Genomic DNA, 22,800 nt, shown 5'->3' on the forward strand with positions numbered 1-22,800 from the left:
GCGATTATTCCACGATGAACAGCGGCTTACCAGTCATCTCTTGCGGGATTTCCATGCCCATCAGCGTCAGCATAGTCGGCGCGATGTCGGAAAGTTTACCGCCGGAAACGGCTTTCAGCGCTTTGTCGCCAACATAGATCAGCGGCACCGGCAGGTTGGTATGCGCAGTGTGTGCCTGACCGGTTGACGGGTCACGCATCTGCTCGGCGTTACCGTGGTCGGCGGTGATCAGCATCTGGCCACCTACGGATTCCACCGCTTTGCTCACCTCTGCAACACAGTGGTCCAGCGCTTCAACAGCGGCGACAGCAGCTTCAAACACGCCGGTATGACCGACCATATCACCGTTCGGGTAGTTACAAATAATGGTGTCGTACTTCCCGCTGGTGATCGCACCCACCAGTTTCTCGGTCAGCTCTGCGGAGCTCATTTCCGGTTGCAGATCGTAAGTCGCCACTTTCGGCGAGTTGATCAGAATGCGGTCTTCGCCCGGGAACGGCTCTTCTACGCCGCCGTTAAAGAAGAAGGTGACGTGGGCATATTTTTCCGTTTCGGAAATACGCAATTGAGTTTTGTTGTGCTTCGCCATCCACTCACCGAGCGTATTCGCCAGAGAAGCCGGTGGATAGGCGACGGCAGTTTTGATGTCGGCGGCATATTCGGTCAGCATAACGAAATCGCCCAGCTTAACCACTTTCTTACGTGCGAAACCGTCGAAGTCTGCGTTAACGAACGCGCGGGTAATTTCGCGTGCGCGGTCGGCGCGGAAGTTCATGAAAATCAGCGCATCGCCATCTTCCATTGCCGCATCGGGCTGGCCTGCGGCGCGAATAACCGTCGCTTTTACAAACTCGTCATTTTCGTCGCGAGCGTAAGCCGCTTGCAGACCCGCAACGGCGCTATCAAAGGTGAACTCGCCTTTGGCCTCGGTCATCAGGTTGTAAGCTTGTTCCACGCGATCCCAGCGGTTGTCACGATCCATCGCATAGTAACGACCAATAATGCTCGCAACACGGCCTTTACCAAGCGCGGCGAACTTGTCTTCGAATTTTTTCAGCGAGGATTCAGCGCTGCGCGGCGGCGTGTCACGCCCATCGAGGAAAGCGTGCAGATAGATTTTTTCCGCACCGCGTTCTGCGGCCAGTTCCACCATCGCCATAATATGATCTTCATGGCTGTGCACGCCGCCTGCGGAGAGCAGACCCATAATGTGCACGGCTTTGCCAGCGGCAACCGCTTTGTCTACCGCACCGGCCAGTACCGGGTTGCTAAAGAACGTACGCTCTTTGATCTCTTTATCCAGGCGAGTCAGATCCTGGTAAACAATACGTCCTGCACCCAGGTTAACGTGGCCGACTTCGGAGTTGCCCATCTGGCGATCCGGCAGGCCGACTTCGAGGCCTGACGCGTCAATCAGCGTATGCGGGCGGGTTGCCCACAGTTTGTCCATTACCGGGGTTTTAGCGTTGAAAATAGCGTTATCCTGCTGGTCTTCACGGTAGCCGTAGCCATCCAGAATCACCAGTACCATAGGTTTTTTAGAAACCGACATTGCGACAACCTCATGCTCAGAAGACAAAAAATTTGCGTAATTTTACTACAGCTGAATCGATAAAATAGCCGCAGAAGATCAAAGAAAGCGGCTGACCAGCCCCTTGTTTGCGCAGCGAGTCTTTATTTTTTTTGTAACACTCCGCAGAAAATGCATTCCGTCGCGCTCGCTGGCTGTATTTGCCCCACTGCGCAGGTATACTCCTTGCTGGTTTTTAATCACTAAGTCCGGAGTTGTAACCCCAGATGCAAGAAATTATGCAATTTATTGGCCGCAACCCAATCCTGTGTATCGCCTGGATTGCGTTGTTCGGTGCTGTGCTGTTTACCACTTTCAAGGGCATTGCGTCTAAAGTGAAAGTGATTTCTCGCGGCGAAGCTACGCGCCTCATTAATAAAGAAGATGCCGTGGTAGTGGACTTACGCCAGCGTGATGATTTCCGTAAAGGTCACATCGCAGGCGCGGTGAATTTGCTGCCAAACGAGATCAAAGCCAATAATGTAGGTGAGCTTGAAAAACACAAAAGCGCGCCGATTATCGTTGTTGATGGTACCGGCATGCAGGCCCAGACCCCGGCGAACGAGCTGGTGAAAGCCGGTTTCGAGAAGGTCTTTGTGCTGAAAGACGGTATCTCTGGCTGGATGGGCGAAAACCTGCCGTTAGTTCGCGGTAAATAATTTACCCACGGGTAAACATCGGAGAAGAGATATGGCCAATATTGAGATCTACACGAAAGCGACTTGCCCGTTTTGCCACCGCGCAAAAGCGCTGCTGAACAGCAAAGGTGTTGCTTTTGCTGAGCTGCCGATCGACGGTGATATGGTAAAACGCGAAGAGATGATTCAACGTAGTGGCCGTACGACGGTTCCGCAGATTTTCATTGATGCGCAGCACATTGGTGGCTGCGACGATTTATATGCGCTGGACGCGCGTGGCGGGCTGGATCCGCTGTTGCGTTAATGCTTTTAGAGCACTACAACACTTAAGGGTTATTCACTCATGTCTGAACAAAACAACACCGAAATGACTTTCCAGATTCAGCGTATCTACACGAAAGATATCTCTTTCGAAGCGCCGAATGCGCCACACATCTTCCAGAAAGAGTGGCAGCCGGAAGTGAAACTGGATCTCGACACCGCCTCCACCCAACTGGCGGAAGGTGTTTATGAAGTGGTTCTGCGCGTTACCGTGACCGCTTCTCTGGGCGAAGAAACTGGCTTCCTGTGCGAAGTACAGCAGGGCGGTATCTTCTCTATCGACGGTATCGAAGGAACGCAGATGGCGCACTGCCTGGGTGCATACTGCCCGAACATTCTGTTCCCGTATGCCCGCGAGTGCATCACCAGCCTGGTTTCCCGCGGTACTTTCCCGCAACTGAACCTTGCGCCAGTGAATTTTGATGCGCTGTTCATGAACTACCTGCAACAGCAGACTGGCGAAGGTGCCGAACAACATCAGGATGCCTGATGAACGCACTTAATGCTGCAATGACTGTGATCGGTGCCGGCTCTTACGGCACCGCTCTTGCCATCACGCTGGCAAGAAATGGCCACCCGGTTGTGCTGTGGGGCCATGACCCAAAACATATCGCGACCCTGCAACACGACCGTTGCAACGCCGCGTTCCTCCCCGATGTGCCTTTCCCCGACACGCTGCAATTAGAGAGCGATCTTGCCCGCGCGCTGTCCGCCAGCCGTAATATCCTGGTGGTGGTACCAAGCCACGTCTTTGGCGATGTGCTGGCGCAGATCAAGCCGCTCATGCGCGATGACGCGCGTATCGTCTGGGCGACAAAAGGGCTGGAAGCCGAAACCGGGCGTCTGCTCGAAGAGGTGGCGCGCGAAGTGTTAGGCCCGGATATTCCGCTGGCGGTGATTTCCGGCCCGACATTTGCCAAAGAACTGGCGGCGGGTCTGCCAACGGCGATTTCCCTCGCTTCTGCGGATCCCCAGTTCGCTGAGGATTTACAGCAGCTCCTTCACTGCGGCAAAAGTTTCCGCGTCTACAGCAACCCGGATTTCATCGGCGTGCAACTGGGCGGCGCGGTGAAAAACGTCATTGCGATTGGCGCGGGCATGTCCGACGGCATTGGCTTTGGCGCCAATGCGCGTACAGCGCTGATCACCCGTGGTTTGAGCGAAATGTCACGTCTCGGTGCCGCGCTGGGTGCCGATCCAGCTACCTTTATGGGCATGGCGGGTTTAGGCGATTTAGTGCTGACTTGTACCGACAACCAGTCGCGCAACCGCCGCTTCGGCATGATGCTTGGCCAGGGCATGGACGTACAAAGCGCCCAGGACAAGATTGGCCAGGTGGTCGAAGGTTACCGCAATACCAAAGAAGTGCGCGCACTGGCGCACCGGTTTGGCGTCGAAATGCCAATAACCGAGGAAATTTATCAGGTATTGTATTGCGGAAAAAATGCGCGCGAGGCAGCATTGACCCTATTAGGTCGTGCCCGCAAGGAAGAGCACTAACCCCTTAGTCGCAGGGACTCTTTTTGAACTCACGATAAGGCTGGCGCAGACCAGCCTGTCGTCTTATCACGTCTGGAGTAAGCAATGCCGTGTGAAGAACTGGATCTGGTCTGGAAAAATATCAAAGCCGAAGCCCGGGCACTGGCGGAGTGTGAGCCAATGCTGGCCAGTTTTTACCACGCGACATTACTCAAGCACGAAAACCTCGGCAGCGCACTGAGCTATATGCTGGCGAACAAGCTTGCCTCGCCGATTATGCCCGCGATTGCCATTCGTGAAGTCGTCGAAGAAGCCTATGCTGCCGACCCGGAAATGATCGCCTCCGCCGCCTGTGATATCCAGGCCGTGCGCACGCGCGACCCGGCGGTGGATAAATATTCCACGCCGCTACTCTATCTGAAAGGTTTCCATGCGTTACAGGCATACCGTATTGGGCACTGGCTGTGGACGCAGGGACGCGAGGCGCTGGCGATTTTCCTGCAAAACCAGGTGTCGGTCAGTTTCCAGGTCGATATTCACCCGGCGGCGCGAATTGGCCGTGGGATTATGCTCGACCACGCAACAGGCATCGTGGTGGGCGAAACGGCAATCATTGAAGATGACGTGTCGATCCTGCAATCGGTCACGCTTGGCGGGACCGGCAAAACCAGCGGCGATCGCCATCCGAAAATCCGCGAAGGGGTGATGATTGGCGCGGGTGCCAAAATTCTCGGCAACATCGAAGTGGGCCGTGGGGCGAAAATTGGCGCGGGTTCGGTGGTATTGCAACCGGTGCCGCCGCATACCACGGCAGCAGGCGTGCCGGCGCGGATTGTCGGTAAACCGGAAAGCGACAAACCGTCAATGGATATGGATCAGCATTTCAACGGGATAAACCACGGGTTCGAGTACGGCGACGGGATTTAATTGTCTGGCTATTTTACTCGCCAGTCTGAACCAGAGCCGTGCGCGAAACGCGACAGCGCGTTGAACATCAGCAGGAGGCGCGAAGCAAATAATCCCCAGGATTCTGTGTTCGCGCCGGTTTTCTTCGCTGCTCGTTTCGCCAGTAGCGCAGAAAAATAAATGCGTCCGTCATGACAGGCATCGCTATCCGCAGGTCGGATAACGTGTTGACGTCGCCCGTTAATTTCCCTTCAGCTACGCAGCACCGCGCCCGGGTAACCGAGCTGGCGCCAGGCTTCATATACCACCACTGACACTGCGTTTGACAGGTTCATGCTGCGGCTGTCCGGCATCATCGGAATGCGGATTTTTTGCTCTGGCGGCAGTGCGTCAAGGATAGTCGCTGGCAGACCGCGCGTTTCCGGGCCAAACATCAAATAATCACCATCCTGGTAGCTCACCGCACTGTGTGCTGGCGTACCTTTAGTTGTGAGGGCAAATAAGCGTTGCGGCTGTTCGGCGTCGACAAACGCGGCGTAATCATGATGGCGCTTTACCGCAGCAAACTCATGGTAGTCCAGCCCTGCGCGGCGCAGGCGCTTGTCGTCCCAGGTGAAGCCCATCGGTTCAATGATATGCAGACGAAAACCGGTATTGGCGCACAAACGGATGATATTCCCGGTATTTGGCGGGATTTCAGGTTCGAATAAAACGATGTTTAACATACTGCCCCCTTAATAGCGGGGGCAGGATAGCACTCTCTAGGCGGCGTCGCCATGTGACAACGGTGCTAGCCCGGCAGGTAACTGGTTCAGCCCCTGTACCAGTGAATCTTTGCTGATGTCGCGAATCGATTTCGCGCTGGTCAGCGTCATCGCCACGCGCATCTCTTTCTCAATCAGATCCAGCAGATTCGCCACGCCCTGGCGACCATGCGTTGCCAGCGCATACAGATACGCGCGGCCCAGCAGGACGGAATCTGCGCCAAGCGCCAGCATCCGCACCACATCCAGCCCGTTACGGATGCCGCTGTCGGCCAGGATGGTGATATCGCCTTTCACCGCATCGGCAATCGCCGGAAGCGCGCGGGCGGAAGAGAGCACACCGTCGAGCTGGCGGCCGCCGTGGTTAGAAACCACAATGCCGTCTGCGCCAAAACGTACCGCGTCGCGGGCATCTTCCGGATCGAGGATCCCTTTGATCACCATCGGGCCATCCCAGAATTCACGGATCCACTCCAGGTCTTTCCACGAAATCGACGGATCAAAATTCTTCGCCAGCCAGCCAATGTAATCCTCCAGCCCGGTCGGCTTGCCGAGATAGGCGGAGATATTCCCCAGGTCATGCGGCCGCCCGTTAACGCCGACATCCCACGCCCACTGCGGATGCAGCACCGATTGCAGATAACGGCGCAGCGCCGCATTCGGGCCGCTCATACCGGAATGGGCATCGCGGTAGCGCGCGCCTGGGGTAGGCATATCCACGGTGAATACCAGCGTTGAGCAACCGGCGGCTTTCGCCCGCTCCAGCGCATTACGCATAAAGCCGCGATCGCGCAGCACATATAACTGGAACCACATCGGGCGTTTAATCGTCGGCGCGACCTCTTCAATCGGACAGACGGAAACTGTCGAGAGCGTAAAAGGAATGCCTTTCGCATCCGCCGCGCCCGCCGCCTGCACTTCACCGCGCCGGGCGTACATGCCGCACAAGCCAACCGGGGCCAGCGCCACCGGCATCGATAACTTTTCATTAAATAACGTGGTTTCGAGGCTCAGTTCAGACATGTCTTTCAGCACCCGCTGGCGCAGCGCCACCTGGGACAGGTCTTCAACGTTGCGGCGCAGGGTGTATTCGGCATACGCGCCGCCATCGATATAGTGAAACAAGAACGGCGGCAAAATGCGTTTAGCCGCCGCGCGATAGTCGCTGGCTGCGGAAATAATCATGCTTTTTTCTCCCTGGAGTGAATGTGCTGCTCGTCGGGCAGGCGGGTGATGCGTGCCTGGCGGGCCTGATCTTCATCGAATTTGCGAATAGTGGTATGCACGAAGCCGAGATGCGCCATCATCGCCTGGCGCGCGCCATCGGCGTCTCCGGCAAGAATGGCGTTCATCACCGCCTGGTGCTGTTCGGTCAGTTGTGAAAACACTGGCGGAACGAGGTACATACGCTGGCGGCTCTGTTTTACCGAGGATTGCAGCAGGTCGAAGAACCCGCGCATGGTTTGCAATAACACCACGTTATGCGAAGCCTCGGCGATGGCGAGATGGAAACGCACATCGGCCTGCGAGGCGAGATCCGGGTCGTCGGATTGTGTGGCTTCAAAGCACAGCACAATTTTCTCTTTATCGGCCTCGGTGGCGCGCATCGCCGCGTGCCAGGCGGTGCTGGCTTCAATGGCGTGGCGCGCTTCAAGAATATCGAAACTGTAATCCGGGTCATCATGCAGCAGCGTTTTCAGCGGCTGGACGATGTTTTGCTCCGACCAGTCGTCATGCTGCCAGCGCACAAACGTACCGCCGCCGCGACGGCTGAGCAGCAGGCCTTCGCTGACCAGTTTTGATAACGCTTCACGCAACGAGTTGCGAGACACGCCAAGCTGTACGGCGAGCTGGCGCTCTGCGGGCAATTTCATGCCCGCTTCCAGCTGTTGTTCAGCAATCAGCGCCCGCACACGATCGGCAACCTCGTCTGTCAGGCGTCTGGGTAACACTTTCATGGGATCATCCAGGTCAGAACATAGGCCTGAAGTGTGGTAATCACCCCCACCATGCAGGTGAAAATCAGGCTGTGTTTAACAGTAAAACGGAACAGGTCGGACTCTTTGCCCACCAGCCCCACCGCCGCACAGGCAATGGCGATCGACTGCGGCGAAATCATCTTGCCGGTAACGCCACCCGTGGTATTCGCCGCCACCATCAGCACATCCGACACACCAATTTGCTGCGCTGCCGTGGCTTGCAGCGCCGCGAAGAGCGCGTTGGATGAGGTATCTGAACCGGTCAGGAAGACGCCCAGCCAGCCGAGGAATGGCGAGAAGAAGGGGAAGGCACTGCCGGTGTGCGCCAGTGCCAGTGCCAGCGTCGATGACAACCCGGAGTAGTTAGAGATAAAGGCGAAGGCCAGCACCATACCAATCGAGTAAATCGGCAGCGCCAGATCGCGCAGCGTGCTGGTAAAGGTCGTGACGGCATCTTTCGGCTTCATGCGCAGCCAGATAATCGACAAAATGGCGGCAAACAGAATGGCGGTGCCGGTTGCGGAGAACCAGTCAAATTTATATACCGCAGCGTAAGGCGTGGCGGCGCTCACCACCGGCGGCATACGCGCGACCAGCTTGTCGAGGTGCGGTACAGAAAGGGTCAATACCCAGTCATACAGCGCACCACCAGGGGCGAATAGCGCCTTAAACGGCGGCACGCTCCACAGCGTCACGGTAGCGGTCAAATACAGGAACGGTGACCAGGCGCGCAGGATCTGCCCGCCGCTGTATTGGGTGCGTTTTAAATCGAGATCCACCTGCGATGCGCCCATATCGCCGAAGCGGAAGATGCGCACCGGACGCCAGCGTTTGAGGAACAACGTCAGGCAGACCAGCGAAACCAGCGATGAGATGATGTCCGGCAGTTCCGGGCCGATAAAGTTGGAGCTCAGATACTGGGCGATAGCAAACGAGCCACCCGCGACAATCACCGCCGGCCAGGTCTCTTTAATGCCGCGCCAGCCGTCCATAATCGCCATGATCCAGAACAGCACGATAATGGTCAGGAACGGTAACTGGCGGCCAACCATCTGGCCGATTTCAAAGCTGTCCAGCCCGGTAACCTGTCCGGCAACCAGGATCGGAATACCCATTGCGCCAAAGGCAACCGGCGCGGTGTTGACGATCAGACACAAGCCCGCGGCATACAGCGGGTTAAAACCTAAGCCCACCAGTAACGCGGCGGTAATGGCGACCGGCGCGCCAAAGCCCGCGGCCCCTTCCAGAAACGCGCCGAAAGAGAAGCCGACAATCAGCATTTGCAGGCGCTGGTCGGGGGTAATCGACAAAATCGAAGACCGGATAATGTCGAACTGCCCGGTTTTGACCGAGATTTTGTAGACAAAAACGGCGGCGATAATGATCCACGCAATCGGCCACAGTCCGTAAAAGAAGCCATAAACCACCGAGGCCAGCGCGTGATCAAGCGGCATATGGTAAAACATCAGCGCCACGCCAAGGGCGATAACGACAGTCCAACTGGCGGCCACATAGCCTTTCAGTTTGAGCTTTATCAGCGCAAAAAAGAAAAACAGGATCGGTAGCGATGCAATTAAGCTGGAAAGCCAAAGGTTGCCAGCCGGGTCGTAATTCTGTTGCCAGAGATTCATGCAGGTCTCCTGAGAACCACAACAAAACCGGCGAGCGGCAAGTCTGCGCTTAGCTCTGCGTCACATGTTCTGTAAAAGTGGTCCTGCCAGTTGGGTTGTGTAGGGGTTGTGATAACGAATGGTTATCCAGATGTTGCTGGCAAGCAATATATCTGTGACGGGATTTAATGGATTTGTGAACCAGGGAGAGGAACAGCAGGAATTGGTAGGGCCAATTAAACAGCCCTGGCGCTAGCGTGTGGCCAGGGCTATTAAAGAAAGGATCAGAACTCGCTGTTGGCGAAGCCGGTCATTGCATCGAGACCCATTTCGCGGCCCAGCGCAGTCATCGGGTGTACGACCACCAGACCACGGACGCTTTTTTTCAGCTTGCCGAGGTCGGCCTGCTCTTTTTTGGTGATGGCGCGGCGAAACGGCATTTTCATCAGTTTCTGCGCTTCTTTGCTCAGCTTTTGCGTGTACTGCTCACGCAAACGGGCGATTTCGCTTTCCAGCGTGGTTTTCTCTTTTTCCAGTTCCGCGTATTTTTCTGCTGCGTCAACTAAGGAGAGATCCGCCTGCTGGTGGCGAATTGCGTCGAGGCGGTCGCTCAGACGCTTGATTTCGTTTTTTTCGACTTCTTTCATGGGGCTCAATTCGTTGGGGAGTAAAACGATAAGGATACAGTATTTATGGCGCAGGTTATTTCTGGAATGCTTTTTTTAAGCTGATACGGGAAATAAGCTCGGTCAGAGAGAGCACCATGGTTGAACGCACGACTTGCTGGTAGCGCTGTTTTTGCATGGCTAAAAGCCTGGCGTCACTGGTATCAAACACCGGCGTTGGCGGCAGGGCGGCAACACAGTGCAGCTCACCAAATGGCCCGAGGATCTCATCATCGGTAAATGCGTACTCTGTGCCATCGTGGTTGAGCTCTTCACGCAGCGCCATCAACAGCTCGGCGTCTTCGTATTCCGGGCGGGAAATGACACCCAGACCGTAAATCAACTTTAAACGCACGGACAAATTGCCCAGCGGTCCATCTCCGTCAAGCAGCGGCTCTACAGCGTATTTCACCGCGTAGTCATCTTTGCGAAATACCTGCAACACCAGAATATTGATAGCTTCGTTGAGTAGCTCAACGGCGGCGATCAAAAAGCTTCGCACGGTTTTGCCAGCATTCAGACGCTCGAGAACACGGTTTTCGAAAGCCTGCGTTTTTTCCATTATTGCCTGCATATCTGACAATTTCGTTAACTGGCGCGGGATCTCCCGCGCCATCGTCGGCATCATGCCATGGCGTTATAGGCGCTGACGGCTTCGTTAACGACCGGACTGTTAGCATCCAGGCCGGAAACCTGCGCCAGCGCGGCTTGCGGGCCTTTCTCTTCGATAAGCTGAGCCAGCTCCTGCGCCTGCGGATCCTGCTCGCTGCGGTAATGCATGGCAGCGGCAATGCCTTTCACCAGGTTGGCGTGCGGCAGGTTGTACTCCAGCGTGCCGAGCAGGGGTTTGATCAGGCGATCGCCCGCGCTCAGTTTACGCAGCGGTTGACGACCAACGCGCTCAACATCGTCTTTCAGATAGGGGTTTTCAAAACGGCCCAGGATTTTCTGAATGTACGCAGCATGCTTGTCGGCATCGAAGCCATAACGTTTGATCAGCACCGCGCCGCTCTCTTCCATTGCGCCTTTCACAACCGCACGGATATTGGCATCCAGAATTGCGTCGCGAATGGTTTGATGGCCGGTCTGTTTTCCAAGGTACGCGGTTATAGCATGCCCGGTATTCAGCGTGAAGAGCTTACGTTCAACAAATGCCATCAGGTTATCAGTTAATTCCATACCCGGAATGTTCGGCAGCGCGCCCTTGAACTGGGTTTTATCGACAATCCACTCGCTGAAGGTTTCAACCGTTACTTCCAGCGGATCGTTAGTCGCGGATGCCGACGGCGGAACAATACGGTCAACGGCGGAATCTACGAAGCCAACGTGTTCTTCAACCCAGGCTTTGTCGGCATCCGCCAGTGCGTTGATGACATGCCCTTTCAACTGCGTGGTGCCGCGCACCATATTTTCACAAGCGATAATGTTCAGCGGTGTGTTAATGCCCTGCGCTTTACGTTTTGCCAGGCCTTTGGCGATAGCCGGGGCGATGCGTTCCAGCACCACCGGGCCGACCGCCGTGGTCACCAGATCAACGTGTGCAATCAGGTCGACAACTTCGTCGCCAATGCTGCTCACGGCGTTAACGCCGGAGACGGTATCGACCTGCTCTTTTTCACCAACCACATGCACCTGATAGCTATGACGGGCATTAAGGGCGTCGAGCACCACCTGATTCACATCGGCGAACGTCAGTTCAATCCCCGCGTCGGCGAGCAACTTGCCGATAAAGCCACGTCCGATATTACCTGCGCCAAAATGTAATGCTTTCATAGTCTTAACCTTTATCAATGTTTTTACCCGAGAGGGCTGGGGTGAGGAACCGCAAATATTTCCCCTCACCCTAGCCCTCTCCCCGTGGGGAGAGGGAGGAAAACCGATTACTTGCCGAGCAGTGCCAGCACTTCTTCAACGCTGGTGGTGTGCGCCAGACGCTGAATCACGGTCTCGTCATCCAGCGCGTTAGTGAGGCTGGTGATGACCTGGATGTGCTCATTGTTACGTGCCGCGATGCCGATCACCAGACGGGCGATGTCATCTTCGTCTTCACCGAAGCGAACACCTTCCGGGTACTGGCAGAACACCACGCCAGTTTTCAGTACGCGATCTTTCGCTTCCACTGTGCCGTGCGGTACCGCGATGGACTCACCCAGATAGGTCGGGGTCAGTTTTTCGCGTTCCAGCATCGCATCAACATATTCCGGCTGAACGTAGCCGCCTTTCACCAGTTGCTCACCGGCAAAACGGATGGCTTCTTCTTTAGTGCTCGCCGTGCGGCCAAGGAAGATGTTATCCGCGCTCAACTTGAACAGGTTGCTGTCAGGCGCATCAAAGCTGTCCTGCAGGCTGCTGGTCACTTTGGCTTCGTTGTCCGTATGGCGCTGAGCAGCAACCAGACGTTCTGTCAGGCTGGTGTACAGGCCGCTGTCGAGGAAGTTGGTCAGCGAAATATGCTGGGCCTGCGGCGCCTGGCGCATTGCGCGTTCGGTCAGATCGCGGTGCGTAATCACCAGATCAACGTCAGACGGCAGGCTGTTAATCGCGCTGTTGGTGACAGAGATGTTGCTCAGACCCGCATCCTGCACTTTCTTACGCAGCACGCCCGCGCCCATGGCGCTGGAACCCATACCGGCGTCACATGCGACGATGATTTTACGCACGTGGCTCAGGTCGTTGGTCACGTCGCCCGCCGCCAGCGGGGTCGCGCCTTTAGACTGTGCTTTCATGTCCTGCATACGACGGGTTGCCGCTTCGATGTCTTCGTCTTCTTCTTTCACTTTGCTGGTTTTCAGCAGGATAGAAGAGATGACGAAAGAGACAATCAGGGCAGCAAAGATTGCCGTCAGGTTCGCGAAGTACGCGCCTTTTGGCGTCATCGCCAGCACCGCCAGGATGGAACCCGGAGAAGCCGGAGAGACCAGGCCGCCGTTCAGTACGCTCAGGGTGAACACGCCAGTCATACCACCGAGGATTACGGCAAGCAGCAGACGCGGGTTCATCAGCACATACGGGAAGTAAATTTCGTGGATACCACCCAGGAAGTGGATGATAGCCGCGCCGCCAGCAGACTGTTTAGCGCTGCCGCGACCAAAGAACATATACGCCAGCAGTACGCCCATCCCCGGACCCGGGTTCGCTTCGATCAGGAAGAAGATAGACTTGCCGAGTTCATGCGATTGCTGAATACCCAGCGGCGAGAAGATACCGTGGTTGATGGCGTTGTTGAGGAACAGGATTTTCGCCGGTTCAACAAAGATAGACGCCAGCGGCAGCATTTCGTGCGCCACCATGAAGTTAACGCCGGCCGCCAGAATTTTGGACAGCACTTCAACCGCAGGGCCAATGCCGAGGAACGCCAGAATGGCGAGGATCATACCGATGATGCCAGCGGAGAAGTTATTCACCAGCATTTCGAAACCGGATTTGATCTTACCGTCGACCCAGCTATCAAAGTGTTTAATCGCCCAGCCGCCCAGCGGACCTGCGATCATCGCGCCGAGGAACATCGGCATATCCGCACCAACGATAACGCCCATGGTGGTGATCGCGCCGACAACGCCGCCACGATCGCCGCCCACCAGACGACCACCGGTGTAACCGATGAGCAGCGGCAGCAGATAAGTAATCATTGGGCCAACGAGTTTCGCCAGCGTCTCGTTAGGCAACCACCCTGTAGGAATAAACAATGCGGTGATGATCCCCCACGCGATGAACGCGCCGATGTTCGGCATCACCATATTGCTGAGAAAACGACCAAAGCTTTGCACCTTGATCTTGATATCGGATGACATAAAACACCCCTTCTTATGTTTGCTATCGCACAGGCCGGAAGCCCGAGGTTTGTTGTTAACGTGGCGGCAGAGGTAGCCGGACCTGGGTTATCTGTGAGGCGAAATCTCGCACCGAATCACGTGACTGTCCAGATGGTGGGTTTTTATGTGATTCATATCACACTAAAGCAGGGGGTATGCCACCATTTAGTGTGATATCCATCACATAAAATCAGTGTAAAAAAAGAACAAAGCGCAAAATCTGGACGTTATGAGCCTGTAAGTGTGATGTTATTCACATTTTATCCTCGACGGTTTGTTATGTATTTGTGATATAGATCACAAGATATTTTCGTCAGGACTTTACCGAATGTGATCGCCAGCAAACTGTGTTTTTGACGACCAGCAGAACCTGTAACTTCCTTTCACAGCCTGCGGCAATACGTACGTTAGCGGCAGAAGTTTTCATCGTGATGAAACATTCTGCGCCCGCTCGTTCATACTTAGGTTTTTGTTGGCGGAAACGGAGAAGGCAATGAAACTGATCGGCAGCTATACCAGCCCTTTTGTACGCAAAATATCGGTGATCCTGCTGGAAAAGGGCATCACCTTCGAATTTATCAATGAACAGCCTTATAACGCCGTTAATAGCGTGGCGCAGTACAACCCGCTTGGCAAAGTTCCGGCGCTGGTAACCGATGATGGCGAAGTGTGGTACGACTCGCCGATCATCGCGGAATACATTGATTTACTGAATATCGCTCCGGCCATGCTGCCCACCGATCGCAAAGCGGCATTGAAAATTCGCCAACTCGAAGCGCTGGCCGATGGCATTATGGATGCGGCGCTGGTCTCGGTTCGCGAGCTGGCGCGCCCGGTCGAACAGCAGTCGGAGACTGAACTGTTACGCCAGCGGGAAAAGGTTTCGCGCGGGCTGGATGCGCTGGAAAACTATCTTAAAGATGGCACGCTGGGCGTGGACGACCTGAATCTGGCGACAGTGGCAATTGCCTGCGCCATTAGCTATCTCAATTTCCGCCATGTTTCACCCGGCTGGTGTGTTGATCGTCCACTGCTGGTAAAGCTGGTGGAAAATCTGTTCCAGCGCGAGAGTTTCGCCCGCACCGAACCGCCGAAGGCTTGATAAGCATGATGTTCGCCTGAGCAAGTCACTGTACAATCCCCTCACGTCAAACCCCCTGACGGGAGGGGGCAACTCATAGCCAGGCCTTTTCATGACAACTCTTTACAGCCAGATCCCTTCGACCGATCGCCTGTTACGTGACGAGGCGTTCGCCACTTTATTAGCCACTTTCGGCCACAGTCGCGTGGCGCAAACGCTGCGTCAGCTTCAGGACGAGGCGCGCGCGCAGATCCGTGAAGCACAAACGTTACCCGCCTGGTGCTCCGACTGGGCAGCGGCGGCGCAACAGCGGCTGGAACAGCGCGACAGCAGCGCGCTGCGCCCGGTGTTTAACCTGAGCGGTACGGTGCTGCACACGAATTTAGGCCGCGCGGTACAAGCGCAGGCCGCTATTGATGCCGTCGCGCAGGTAATGGGCTCGCCGGTGACGCTCGAATATGATCTCGACGGCGCGGGGCGTGGTCATCGCGATCGCGCCCTGGCCGATCTTCTCTGTCAGCTTACCGGCGCGGAAGATGCCTGCATCGTTAATAACAATGCCGCAGCGGTGTTACTGATGCTGGCAGCCACGGCGGCTGGCCGCGAAGTGGTGGTGTCGCGCGGCGAACTGGTGGAAATTGGTGGCGCGTTTCGCATTCCGGACGTGATGCGCCAGGCGGGCTGTGTACTGCACGAAGTCGGCACCACCAACCGCACGCATGCGAAAGACTATCGCCAGGCGATTAACGACAGCACCGCGCTGCTGATGAAAGTCCACACCAGTAATTATCATATCGAAGGCTTTACCAAAGCGGTGGATGAAGCGGAGCTGGTGGCGCTGGGTGAAGAGCATGCGCTACCAGTGATTGTCGATCTCGGCAGTGGTTCGCTGGTCGATTTAAGCCGCTACGGTTTGCCGCAGGAACCGATGCCGCAAACGCTGATTGCCGCTGGTGTCAGCCTGGTGAGTTTCTCCGGCGATAAGCTGCTCGGCGGCCCGCAGGCGGGCATTATCGTGGGTAAAAAAGCGTTGGTTGAGCAGTTGCAGCAACATCCGTTAAAACGCGCGCTGCGGGCGGATAAAATGACGCTGGCGGCGCTGGAGGCGACGTTACGCCTCTATCTGCACCCGGAAAAACTCGCTGAGAGACTGCCGACGCTGCGTTACTTAACCCGCCCGGAGGCGGAAATTCGCGAGCAGGCGCAGCGCTTATGCACGGCGTTGACGGCGCGTTATCACGAATTTGATCTGCGCGTGGAAGCCTGCCTGTCACAAATTGGCAGCGGTTCGCTGCCGGTTGACAGGTTGCCGGGCGCGGCGCTGACGTTTACTCCGCGCGATGGCAGTGGCCGTCGTGTGGAGGCGCTGGCTGCGCAGTGGCGAGCGCTGCCGCAGCCGGTGATTGGCCGTATTTACGATGGTCGCCTGTGGCTGGACTGTCGCTGTGTTGATGATGAATCCCGCTTGCTGGAGATGTTGCTGAAATGATTATTGCCACTGCCGGGCACGTCGACCACGGCAAAACCACCCTGATTGAAGCGATTACGGGCGTGAATGCCGATCGCCTGCCGGAAGAGAAAAAACGTGGCATGACCATCGATCTCGGTTATGCCTACTGGCCGCAGCCGGATGGCCGCGTGCCGGGCTTTATTGATGTGCCAGGACATGAAAAATTCCTCTCTAATATGCTGGCGGGCGTTGGCGGCATTGACCACGCCCTGCTGGTGGTGGCGTGTGACGATGGCGTGATGGCGCAGACGCGTGAGCATCTGGCGATTTTACAACTGACCGGCAACCCGGCGCTGACGGTGGTGCTAACGAAGGCCGATCGCGTGGATGAGGCGCGCATTGCCGACGTGCGCGCGGAAGTACAAAACACGCTCCAGGCCTTTGGTTACCCGCAGGCGACGCTGTTTGTCACCGCCGCCACGGAACAGCGCGGCATTGCTGAGCTGCGTGAACATCTGTTGCAGTTGCCAGAACGCGCCCATCCTGAGCATCAGCGTTTCCGCCTGGCGCTCGATCGTGCTTTCACGGTGAAAGGTGCGGGGTTGGTGGTAACGGGAACGGCACTTTCCGGCGATGTCCGCGTAGGCGATACGCTGTGGCTGACCGGGGCGAATACACCGATGCGCGTGCGTGGGTTACATGCGCAGAATCAACCAGTTGAACACGCTCATGCCGGGCAACGCATCGCCCTGAATATTGCCGGTGATGCGGAAAAAGAGGCGCTCGGCCGCGGTGACTGGCTGTTGTCGCAGCAGCCCGACGAACCGACTGAGCGGCTGATTGTCGCTCTGCAAACTCATGTTCCACTGACGCAATGGCAGCCATTGCATATTCATCATGCCGCCAGCCACGTTACCGGGCGCGTGTCGCTGCTGGAAAATGGTCTTGCCGAACTGGTGCTCGATACGCCGCTGTGGCTGGCGGACAACGATCTGCTGGTGCTGCGCGATATCTCCGCGCGCACGACGCTTGCGGGGGCGCGCGTGGTGACGCTGAACTCGCCGCGTCGCGGTAAACGCAAGGCAGATTACCTGGCGTGGATTGGTGAACTGGCGCAGACCAAAGACGACGCCCAGGCGCTGGCCGTGCATTTATCGCGCGGCGCGATGGATCTGCGCGCGTTTGGCTGGGCGCGCCAGTTAAGCAGCAGCGGTCTGGCGGCGTTACTCGATAACCCCGGTTTTATCCGGGCGGGTGATAACCTGCTTAATGCGCCGGTGGCGGCGCGCTGGCAGCGTAAGTTGCTGGACACGCTGGCGACTTACCATGAACAGCACCGTGAAGAGCCGGGTCCAGGGCGCGAACGCCTGCGACGTATGGCGCTGCCGATGGAAGATGAAGCACTGGTATTAACCCTGATTGAACTGATGCGGGAGAGCGGCGATATCCACAGCCACCACGGCTGGCTGCACTTGCCGGAGCATAAAGCGGGTTTCAGCGACGAGCAGGCCCAGCTTTGGCAAAAAGTCTCACCACTGTTTGGCGACGAACCCTGGTGGGTGCGGGATTTAGCCCGTGAAATCGGTGTGGATGAACAGGTGATGCGCGGCGTATTACGACAGGCGGCACAGCAGGGGCTAATTACGGCGATCGTCAAAGATCGTTATTACCGCAACGATCGCATTGTGACTTTTGCCAGCATGATCCGCGATCTTGATGAAGCGCGCGGCTCGACCAGCGCGGCGGATTTTCGCGATACGTTGAATGTGGGGCGCAAACTGGCGATTCAGATCCTGGAATATTTCGACCGCATTGGTTTTACCCGCCGCCGTGGCAATGACCACATCCTGCGCGACAAGGCGTTATTCCTCAAAGAGTGATCAACTCTCAGGCTGGCGATTTTTCGCCAGCCGCATCCCCCTCGCAAAAGCGCCTCACCGTCAGGACGCGCCGATTATCACCTTCAATCATTCCCCCCGATCCCAACGGAAAATCTGATGTTAAGCGCAAGTAAGCCGGTATCGGGGGCGAATTCTCTGGAACGTGATAAGCAGGTGCCAAGCACCCTGGCGAACGTTTTCTGCGTACATTTAGCAACATTTTGAGCGCGTGATACAGATTGCCGGAAATGTTCAGGCAAATGACAAAACTGGCGGCTTTCCCGCTTGCGATCAAAGCATTGCGGCGGTTTTTTCTGGCACCCTTGTCGTTTTCGTGCCCGGTGGAGTGGGGAATGAACCGTTTTATTATCGCTGATGCGGCCAAATGCATTGGTTGTCGCACCTGCGAAGTGGCGTGTGTGGTGTCGCATGAAGATAATCAGGACTGCTCGGGTGTGAAGCCCGCGACCTTTTCTGCACGCATCCGCGTGGTGAAAACAGGCGATTTCTCCACTGCCGTCACCTGCCATCATTGTGAAGACGCACCCTGCGCCAATGTCTGCCCGGTCGGTGCGATCGGTCGGGCCAATGGGGCGGTGCTGGTTGAGCAATCGCGCTGTATCGGCTGCAAAAGCTGCATGATTGCCTGCCCGTTTGGTGCTATGCAGGTGATGCGCGTTGAGAACCGGGCGCAGGCGCTGAAGTGCGATCTGTGCCAGCATCGCGAAAACGGCCCGGCCTGTGTCGAAGCCTGCCCGACCAACGCGCTGCGTTGCATAAACCCGGCACAACTTCGCGAGAACCGGCTACAAAGCCAGCGGCTCTAGCCAGCAAATCGGTGTGAATGGCGCAAAGCAGCGGAAAACCCGCCAACCGTAAAGAAAAGCTGCTGCCGGTTCTGCGCGCGTTAAATCCGCAGGCGTCAGGCAAAGCAAACTCGATACTGATGCGCCCGTTTTCGTTAGTGATAAAAAAAGCCCTCGACAGAGGGCTTAATTCAGCATGTTTGCTTTAGTTTTCCTGCCAGGCTTTTTCAATCTCTTCGGCAAGGATCTTCACGCCCGCTTCGATAAGCTCCGGCTCCGGCACATAGTTCATGCGCATGCACTGATGCGTGTGCGGCCAGGGTTTATCCAGCCCCGGGAAGAAGTAGTCGCCAGGCACCATCAGCACGCCGCGTTTTTTCAGCCGTTGATACAGCAGCTCGGTGCTGATCGGCAGGTCTTTAAACCACAGCCAGAGGAAAATCGCCCCTTCCGGTTTGTGAATAAGGCAGCGCTCTTCCGGTAAATAGCGACGCAGCGTGGCGATCGTTTCCTGTACCCGCTGGTAATAAAACGGTTTGATCACCTCTTCAGAGAGGCGCAGCAAATCTTTACGCTTAATCATTTCGCACATCATCGCCGGGCCAATGCCGCCTGGCGCGAGGCTGATAATGCCGTTCATATTGCGAATGGCGGAGATGATTTTTTCGCTGGCGATGATGATGCCGCAGCGGCTGCCCGGCAGGCCCAGCTTCGACAGGCTCATGCACAGAATAATGTTCGGATTCCACAACGGGCGCGCTTCGCTAAAGATAATGCCCGGGAAAGGGACGCCGTAAGCGTTATCAATCACCAGCGGAATGTTGTGCTGATTCGCCAGCACATCCAGCTTCATCAGCTCTTCGTCGGTGATCACGTTGCCGGTGGGGTTGGTCGGGCGTGAGACGCAGATCATGCCGGTCTCTTCGCCAATATGCAGGTGTTCAAAATCGACATGGTACTTAAACTGCCCGTCCGGCAGCAGTTCAATATTGGGGCGTGCGGAGACAAACAGATCTTCTTCCAGCCCGGAATCGGCATAGCCGATGTACTCCGGTGCCAGCGGGAAAAGCACTTTTCTGGTGCTTCCATCGGCGCGACGGCCAGCAAACAGGTTGAACAAGTAGAAAAACGCGCTCTGGCTGCCGTTTGTTAGTGCAATATTCTGTGGCTCAATATCCCAACCTAACTCTTCACGCAGCATACCTGCCAGCGCCGTCAGTAGCTCCGTTTTACCCTGCGGGCCGTCATAATTGCACAGCGCATCAGTCGCTTTGCCGTTTTCCACCATGTCTGCAAGCAGGTTGTGGAAGTAATCGGTCATCGCCGGGATTTGTGCCGGATTACCGCCGCCGAGCATGATAGCGCCAGGGGTGCGTAAACCGTCGTTGAGATCCTCCATCAGGCGCGTAATGCCTGCATGGCGGGTAAATTTGTCGCCGAAAAGTGAAAATGTCATCGCTACTGCTCTGTCGGGCTGCGGATCAAAGTGGCTAACCATAGCGTTCCGGACGGCGAGGTGCAAATCGCCGCCGATGCGCCTTTTCCACTCTTAATTCTTATCGATAGCGGTTTAGCGATATATTGTGCTGATATTTGTTTTATGGCTCAGTGGCGAGCCGCGCCCGCCCAGACCACCATCACTTTGTCATCACCCTGTTCACGCACAAAACCGTAGCCCTGCGGCAGCGTAAGCGTGGTCTGTTTGCCCATGCCCAGCGCCGGGTGGCGCGCGCGGAACTGGCCCAATGTTTGCCAGTGCCGCAGGCCGGCGGCACTTTTACCGTCGAGATCCTGCCAGTTCATATCCGATCGCGTACCTTGTAGCGGATCGGATCCTGTCGGGCCAAACGGCCGCGCGCTTTCATCACCGTAAAAGATCTGCACCGCGCCGGGGGCGAGCAGCAAAAGCTCTGCGGCTTGCTGGCCGCCCTCGCGGAACAAGCGGGTATCGTGCGAGGAGAGATAGCTCAGTACATTAAAGCTTTGCAATTTGTCGGCCATCTGTTGCCAGACAGTATCCATATTCGCCAGACACGATACCGCGTCGGCGGCCTGTTGCTGATAGTCAAAATTGATCATCGCATCAAAGCCATGGTGGTAGTAATCACTCTGCATCACACCGTGGCCCCAGGATTCGCCGGTCATCCAGAAAGGGGCGTCATCGATTTTTTTCTGCGGATTGGCCTTTTTCCATTCGGCGAGCGCCGCCGTGGCCTGCGTTTTTAATTGTTGCCAGGCTGCCAGCTCGACATGTTTAGCCGTATCAACGCGAAAACCGTCAATGCCGTACTCGCGCACCCACTCGCTGAGCCAATGAGTAAGGTAATCGCGCGGTGTAAACCCTGCGATTTCGCGTGCGCGCGTATCCGGTTTGTGGCGATAAAACACCGGCAGCCCGGAAGGGGTGGTGGATTCGGTTTTCAGATCCGGCAAAAACGCCAGCGACATGGTGAGGTCGTCAAAACCGGGGTTGTCATAATCGCCGATATCAGTGCGGATCCAGTTTTTGCCCCACCAGTTCTGCCAGGCGGTTTTATCGCTAAAGTTGATGTAATCATTGAAGCTGTGCCAGCTTTGCCCGGCGGCGGGACGCCAGTCTGTCCAGTGCTCGCCGAGGATTTTCTTGCGCTCCTCGTCTTTCAGATACAGCGCGCCGAACTGGAAGGTTTGCATATCGGCCAGCGTCGCATAGCCGGTGTGATTCATCACCACGTCAAACAGCACGCGAATGCCGCGCTGGTGCGCTTCATCAACTAGTTTACGCAGATCGTCTTCGCTGCCCATGTTGGCGTCGAGGCGTGTCCAGTCCTGCGTGTAATAACCGTGGTAGGCATAGTGGGGGAAATCCCCTTTTGTACCACCGCCAACCCAGCCGTGGATCTGCTCCAGCGGCGAACTTATCCATAACGCGTTGACCCCCAGTTGCTGCAAGTAATCCAGTTTGCTGGTTAGCCCTTGCAGGTCGCCGCCGTGAAAAGTGCCAATCTCCTGCATCCCATCTTTATGCCGCCCGTAGCTGTTGTCATTGGCGGGATTACCATTCACAAAGCGATCGGTAAGCACGAAATAGACCGTGGCGTTATGCCACTCGAATGGAGCTGCACCCTGCGTTTGCGCTTTTTCCAGCAGCAGAAGACCGTCACTTTCCGCTGCGGGTTGCAGGGTGATTTTCCCGTCGCGTACCGTGGCGGTTTGCTGGCTGTAGAAATCGCGTACCAGGCTGCCTTCCGGGAAGGTGTTGCCAACAGGCACGGTCAGCGGCTTATCGTCACGCACCGGACACTGGCGCGCTAGTTTGGCAGGCGTATCGCTGGCCTCGCTTTTGACACTGAGCAGCAACGTTGGTGTGCCGGAGCGGGTATCGAGCTGTATCTGGTAATCGCCATCACGGAATATCCGCCACTGCGGCGCACTGCCGCTGCAAGGCTTCAACGAAAGCATTTGGTTCAGCTTGATGCCGCTGGCGGGCTGCCAGCACTGCTGACCCTGCTGTAACGCGATTGGATGCTCGCCTTTTTTCAGCGCGGCCTGGCTGCGCCAGAGGCCGGTGCCGTCGTCAGTTAAAGGGGGAAAACCAGCGGCGGACCAGTCGGCGAGAGCGATGCCGGGAAGCAACAGCAGTAAAAACGCGGAGTGTTTCATTGGATGTCCCAGTGATGGCGATTTTCCCCAGTTTGCCACTCCGTTTACCGGGGAAACTCCTCCCTGGTCGTAATCGCCAGGGAGGAGGGCGCAGGGTGAGCGATCGCGCATAGATTGTCGGTTTAGATTTGCGATAACCGCCACATTTATAAGAGATTGTCCGTTTTGTGTGCAGTTTCCTGGTGACATGATTTCAG

General features: G+C 56.3%; 20 protein-coding genes. 9 read left to right on the forward strand and 11 right to left on the reverse strand.

Annotated elements, in window-relative coordinates; all coding sequences use genetic code 11:
- Nucleotides 1-4 precede the first annotated feature (4 nt).
- Nucleotides 5-1,552: a 2,3-bisphosphoglycerate-independent phosphoglycerate mutase gene (gpmM, locus tag DFO56_RS18475; protein ID WP_020455734.1), complete on the reverse strand. Its 1,548-nt coding sequence runs from the start codon at nt 1,550-1,552 to the stop codon at nt 5-7.
- 245 nt (nt 1,553-1,797) lie between these two features.
- Between gpmM and DFO56_RS18485 the strand changes: the two genes are divergently transcribed.
- The 5 genes from DFO56_RS18485 to cysE all read left to right on the forward strand — a co-directional run bounded on the left by DFO56_RS18485 (nt 1,798) and on the right by cysE (nt 4,935).
- On the forward strand, nt 1,798-2,229 hold the full coding sequence (locus DFO56_RS18485) for a rhodanese-like domain-containing protein (protein WP_017458191.1): 432 nt from the start codon (nt 1,798-1,800) through the stop codon (nt 2,227-2,229).
- Between the two features lie 31 nt (nt 2,230-2,260).
- A complete protein-coding gene (grxC, locus tag DFO56_RS18490) occupies nt 2,261-2,512 on the forward strand; it encodes a glutaredoxin 3 (RefSeq protein WP_020455733.1) in 252 nt (83 codons plus the stop codon).
- Between the two features lie 39 nt (nt 2,513-2,551).
- Nucleotides 2,552-3,019 (forward strand): protein-export chaperone SecB, encoded by a 468-nt coding sequence (secB, locus tag DFO56_RS18495; RefSeq protein WP_017458193.1) that lies wholly within the window; start codon nt 2,552-2,554, stop codon nt 3,017-3,019.
- Nucleotides 3,019-4,029, forward strand: a complete 1,011-nt coding sequence (gene gpsA, locus DFO56_RS18500; protein WP_045507528.1) for an NAD(P)H-dependent glycerol-3-phosphate dehydrogenase — start codon at nt 3,019-3,021, stop codon at nt 4,027-4,029. Before secB ends, gpsA begins: the two co-directional genes overlap by 1 nt.
- An 84-nt stretch (nt 4,030-4,113) precedes the next feature.
- Nucleotides 4,114-4,935, forward strand: a complete 822-nt coding sequence (gene cysE / locus DFO56_RS18505; RefSeq protein WP_045507531.1) for a serine O-acetyltransferase — start codon at nt 4,114-4,116, stop codon at nt 4,933-4,935.
- Nucleotides 4,936-5,165: 230 nt separating this feature from the next.
- Here cysE and trmL read toward each other — a convergent pair whose 3' ends face one another.
- The 8 genes from trmL to DFO56_RS18545 all read right to left on the reverse strand — a co-directional run bounded on the left by trmL (nt 5,166) and on the right by DFO56_RS18545 (nt 13,723).
- Nucleotides 5,166-5,639 carry a tRNA (uridine(34)/cytosine(34)/5-carboxymethylaminomethyluridine(34)-2'-O)-methyltransferase TrmL gene (gene trmL / locus DFO56_RS18510; protein ID WP_020455732.1) on the reverse strand — a complete coding sequence of 158 codons (474 nt, stop codon included), beginning with the start codon at nt 5,637-5,639 and terminating at the stop codon, nt 5,166-5,168.
- A gap of 36 nt (nt 5,640-5,675) precedes the next feature.
- A complete protein-coding gene (lldD, locus tag DFO56_RS18515) occupies nt 5,676-6,863 on the reverse strand; it encodes an FMN-dependent L-lactate dehydrogenase LldD (protein WP_020455731.1) in 1,188 nt (395 codons plus the stop codon).
- Nucleotides 6,860-7,636 (reverse strand): transcriptional regulator LldR, encoded by a 777-nt coding sequence (lldR, locus tag DFO56_RS18520; protein ID WP_045507534.1) that lies wholly within the window; start codon nt 7,634-7,636, stop codon nt 6,860-6,862. The genes lldD and lldR overlap by 4 nt, the downstream gene beginning before the upstream one ends.
- On the reverse strand, nt 7,633-9,288 hold the full coding sequence (lldP, locus tag DFO56_RS18525; protein WP_045507537.1) for an L-lactate permease: 1,656 nt from the start codon (nt 9,286-9,288) through the stop codon (nt 7,633-7,635). The genes lldR and lldP overlap by 4 nt, the downstream gene beginning before the upstream one ends.
- 263 nt (nt 9,289-9,551) lie before the next feature.
- Nucleotides 9,552-9,914: a YibL family ribosome-associated protein gene (locus DFO56_RS18530; RefSeq protein WP_045507540.1), complete on the reverse strand. Its 363-nt coding sequence runs from the start codon at nt 9,912-9,914 to the stop codon at nt 9,552-9,554.
- A 55-nt stretch (nt 9,915-9,969) separates the two neighbouring features.
- Entirely contained in the window at nt 9,970-10,557 is a 588-nt protein-coding gene (gene mtlR, locus DFO56_RS18535) for a mannitol operon repressor MtlR (RefSeq protein ID WP_044489524.1), read from the reverse strand.
- Nucleotides 10,557-11,705 (reverse strand): mannitol-1-phosphate 5-dehydrogenase, encoded by a 1,149-nt coding sequence (gene mtlD / locus DFO56_RS18540; RefSeq protein ID WP_020455726.1) that lies wholly within the window; start codon nt 11,703-11,705, stop codon nt 10,557-10,559. The genes mtlR and mtlD overlap by 1 nt, the downstream gene beginning before the upstream one ends.
- A 107-nt stretch (nt 11,706-11,812) precedes the next feature.
- A complete protein-coding gene (locus DFO56_RS18545; protein ID WP_020455725.1) occupies nt 11,813-13,723 on the reverse strand; it encodes a PTS mannitol transporter subunit IICBA in 1,911 nt (636 codons plus the stop codon).
- A 514-nt stretch (nt 13,724-14,237) separates the two neighbouring features.
- On the opposite strand from DFO56_RS18545, the gene DFO56_RS18550 reads away from it, so the two are divergent.
- The 4 genes from DFO56_RS18550 (at nt 14,238) to DFO56_RS18565 (ending at nt 18,982) form a co-directional block, all read left to right on the forward strand.
- The gene (locus tag DFO56_RS18550; protein ID WP_020455724.1) at nt 14,238-14,846 is read left to right on the forward strand and encodes a glutathione S-transferase; all 609 of its coding nucleotides are present in this window, start codon (nt 14,238-14,240) and stop codon (nt 14,844-14,846) included.
- A 91-nt stretch (nt 14,847-14,937) separates the two neighbouring features.
- Nucleotides 14,938-16,314, forward strand: a complete 1,377-nt coding sequence (gene selA / locus DFO56_RS18555) for an L-seryl-tRNA(Sec) selenium transferase (protein WP_045507542.1) — start codon at nt 14,938-14,940, stop codon at nt 16,312-16,314.
- A complete protein-coding gene (gene selB, locus DFO56_RS18560; RefSeq protein ID WP_045507545.1) occupies nt 16,311-18,155 on the forward strand; it encodes a selenocysteine-specific translation elongation factor in 1,845 nt (614 codons plus the stop codon). The genes selA and selB overlap by 4 nt, the downstream gene beginning before the upstream one ends.
- A gap of 353 nt (nt 18,156-18,508) precedes the next feature.
- Nucleotides 18,509-18,982, forward strand: coding sequence for a 4Fe-4S dicluster domain-containing protein (locus DFO56_RS18565; protein WP_045507951.1), 474 nt, complete (start codon nt 18,509-18,511; stop codon nt 18,980-18,982).
- Between the two features lie 184 nt (nt 18,983-19,166).
- Here the strand turns inward: DFO56_RS18565 and avtA are convergent, their stop codons facing one another.
- Together avtA and DFO56_RS18575 are read right to left on the reverse strand one after the other, a co-directional pair.
- Nucleotides 19,167-20,417, reverse strand: coding sequence for a valine--pyruvate transaminase (avtA, locus tag DFO56_RS18570; protein ID WP_349350383.1), 1,251 nt, complete (start codon nt 20,415-20,417; stop codon nt 19,167-19,169).
- Between the two features lie 149 nt (nt 20,418-20,566).
- Nucleotides 20,567-22,603: an alpha-amylase gene (locus DFO56_RS18575; protein WP_045507549.1), complete on the reverse strand. Its 2,037-nt coding sequence runs from the start codon at nt 22,601-22,603 to the stop codon at nt 20,567-20,569.
- Nucleotides 22,604-22,800: the final 197 nt, after the last annotated feature.

This window comes from Kosakonia sp. AG348, from assembly GCF_003337365.1.
GTDB lineage: Bacteria > Pseudomonadota > Gammaproteobacteria > Enterobacterales > Enterobacteriaceae > Kosakonia.